Origin of the sequence: Halomonas sp. (assembly GCF_031581305.1) — a bacterium.
Lineage (GTDB): Bacteria > Pseudomonadota > Gammaproteobacteria > Pseudomonadales > Halomonadaceae > Halomonas.
Map to the genome: position 1 here is coordinate 2,883 of NZ_JAVLBC010000199.1, position 2,854 is coordinate 5,736.

Annotated in this window: 3 protein-coding genes; 1 reads left to right on the plus strand and 2 read right to left on the minus strand. The window is 66.2% G+C overall.

The genetic code is table 11. The annotated features are described in order from the left end of the window. Window positions 1–41 precede the first annotated feature (41 nt). Both RI841_RS13805 and RI841_RS13810 read right to left on the minus strand, forming a co-directional pair. Window positions 42–611: a carboxymuconolactone decarboxylase family protein gene (locus tag RI841_RS13805; protein WP_310706209.1), complete on the minus strand. Its 570-nt coding sequence runs from the start codon at window positions 609–611 to the stop codon at window positions 42–44. A gap of 88 nt (window positions 612–699) precedes the next feature. After that, a complete protein-coding gene (locus RI841_RS13810) occupies window positions 700–1,290 on the minus strand; it encodes a TetR/AcrR family transcriptional regulator (protein ID WP_310706210.1) in 591 nt (196 codons plus the stop codon). A 151-nt stretch (window positions 1,291–1,441) separates the two neighbouring features. On the opposite strand from RI841_RS13810, the gene RI841_RS13815 reads away from it, so the two are divergent. Next, on the plus strand, window positions 1,442–2,854 hold a 1,413-nt coding region (locus RI841_RS13815; protein WP_310706211.1), incomplete at its 3' end, for a hypothetical protein.

Here is a 2,854-nt window from a genome sequence, read left to right on the forward strand (position 1 = left end):
CGGCGCCGTTATCTCCGGCGCCGATGCGAGGGGGCATACGCTCAGCCCTTCCAGGCGTGGCCGGCGAAGGCCTCGTCGAGTTCGGGATGATTGACGTGGTTGGCGTAGTTGGAAAGCGTCTTGACCGCCAGGGCCAGCACGATCTGCAGTACCTGCTGCTCCTCGAAGCCGGCATCCAGGAACGCCTTGACGTCGGCCTCGCCGGGCTTGCCCCGGGTCTCGAACATGACGCGGGTGAACTCGGCGAGGGCCGCCAGTCGCGCGTCCGGAATCGGCTGGTCGTTGCGGATCGCTTCCAGCACGTCGGCCGGCACCTGGGACATCTTGTTGGCCAGCATGCTGTGGGCGGACATGCAGTAGCCGCAACCGTTGAGGCGGCTGATGGTCAGGAAGACCACCTCCTGCTCGGGTGGTGCGAAGCCGGAGTCCTCGCGGAACAGCTCGTAGCCATGCAGGTAGGTGTCCAGCACGCCTGGTGCCTTGGCCATGCCCTCGTACATGTTGGGCACGAAGCCCAGCTTGGCGTTGGCCTGCTCGAGCAGTGGCTTCGCCTTGGCGTCGGCATTGTCGAGGGTCTGGGGGGGGAGTTGCATCTGATAGTCGGCGGACATGGGGGTTGCCTCCTTTGTGGTCGTGGGTACTGCCGTTGCGCCATTTATGGATCGAACGTTCCATAAATGGCGATAAAAAAGGGATCGTTCAGCGGCGAAGGCCCTCCAGGAGAAGCGCTACCGCCTGCCCGGCCTGCTCGGCGTCCGATCCGCTCTTCAGCAGGGTCCTGAGGCCGGCCATGCCCATCGTCAGGTAGCTGGCCAGGGCGGCGGCATCCCGTTGCGGGGCGATGTCGCCCTCCGCCTGGGCCCGCATCACTGCCTGCTGGAACAATGCCGTGATGGCGGCGATGCTCTGGCGGGCATGCTGCGAGGGCAGGCCATCGTGCTGGCCGAGCTCGCTGGCGGAGTTGAAGATCAGGCACCCCAGGGCAGCGCGTTCACTGCCGGCTTCCCGTGCCGTCTCGCGGAACAGGGCCGACAGGAAGGCCATGGCCGAGGGGGCTGCCTCGAGCCGGCGACCCAGACGCCCCAGCAGGGACTCGCGGTAGCGCCGCAGGGCTTCGAGGAACAGCTGCTCCTTGTTGCCGAAGGTCTGGTAGAGGCTGCTGCGCGAGAGGCGCATGGCCTCGAGCAGATCCCGGGTCGAGGCACTCTCGTAGCCTCGTGCCCAGAAGACCTGCATGGCGGCGTTGGCAGCCTCGTCCGGGCTGAATGCGATGGGGCGTCCTCGTGTCATGCCGAGCAATTTAGTACCGATTGTTCCATAATTCAAGGCGCGACAAATCAGGTGCCGGTTGCTATCGCTGTAAGGAGCGTGTCGCGGCATCGACAGAGTACCCAGAAACAAAGATCATCACGATCACGATAACCGGCAGGAGATCCCGAGCATGACGGAACAGCATTCGCCGACAAGGCGCTTCTGGCTGGGCGGCAAGCGAGCGGCCGAACAGGATCGGTTCTTCCGTGAGGCCCTGGAACCTCAGGGCTGGCAGGTCGGGGACGAGCATGACTGGGACGCCGGCTGGATCACCGGCATGCCGGATGCCGCGCAGTTCCGGCGGGTGTCACCGACGCGCAAGATGAATCACTTTCCGGGCAATGCGGCGCTCACCGTCAAGAGCCGCCTTCATGACAGCCTCTCCACCCTTCGCGAGCGCATCCACGAGAGCCATGGGGCCGACCACGAGCTTGCCCGACGGCTGGCGTTCTTTCCTCGTGCCTATGTGATACCCGGCGACTACCATGCGCTGCAGGAGGCCGCCCTGGCCAATCCCGACCAGCGCTGGATCCTCAAGCCGACCAATGCGTCCAAGGGCAAGGGCGTGCGGGTGTTGCAGGATGTCGCCGAGGCACCTCTCGCGCGGGACTGGTTGGTTCAGGAGTATGTGGCCAATCCCCATACCATCCGTGGCCACAAGTATGTCCTGCGGCTCTACGTGCTGATCACCTCGCTCGAGCCGCTGCGCGTCTACCTCTACCGCCAGGGCTTCGCCAAGTTGGCCTCCGAGCCCTGGGATCCCGAGGATGCCGATAACCCCTACAGTCAGCTGACCAATCCGGACATTAACGCCTTGAACAGCAGTGCCGAGGTGCCAGTGGAGTTCATCGACCTCGACCGCTACCGCCAGTGGCTGCGTGACCAGGGGCACGACGATGAGGCCCTCTTCGCGCGCATCGAGGACCTGGTGGCGCTGACCACGATCTCCGCCGTGGATGCCATGCGACGTCGTACGGCCGAGGCCGGTGCCGACCCGCGTGGCTGCTACGAGCTGCTGGGGCTCGACTGCCTGGTAGACGACACCCTCAAGCCGTGGATCCTGGAGTGCAACCTCAGCCCGTCGCTGGGTATCTGTGCCGCCCCGGAAACCGGCGGGCGCATCGAGGAGGCGGTCAAGGGCGGGCTGGTGCATGACATGGTCGCGCTGGTCGACCTCCCCGGAAAGGCCCTGTCCGAGGCCGGCACTGCTGCTCGGGATCCGGACACCACCGCGCAACTGGTCGCCGAGGCGGAGGCCGAGCAGGCACGTGCCGGCGGCTTCCTGCGGCTGCTGCCGGCCACCGACCCCGAGCGCTACCTGCCCTATTTCACGCTACCCACCCCGGCCGACCTGTGCTTGGCTGAGGGACTGACGGGGCGCTCGCTGCCGCCCCTGCGGCTGCAGCGGCGCCACGTGGCGGAACTGGTCGACGAGGAGCGTCTCGCCCTCTACGACACGCGCAGCGGTCACTACTACCGGCCCAACGACACGGCGGCCCTGACCTGGCTGCTGGCGACCGAGGGGGTGGACCCCGATGCCATC

What these genes read in the sequence shown, in the direction of transcription:
- RI841_RS13805 (WP_310706209.1), bottom strand. Translation starts at nt 611, where the DNA reads ATGTCCGCCGACTATCAGATGCAACTCCCCCCCCAGACCCTCGACAAT.
- RI841_RS13810 (WP_310706210.1), bottom strand. Translation starts at nt 1,290, where the DNA reads ATGACACGAGGACGCCCCATCGCATTCAGCCCGGACGAGGCTGCCAAC.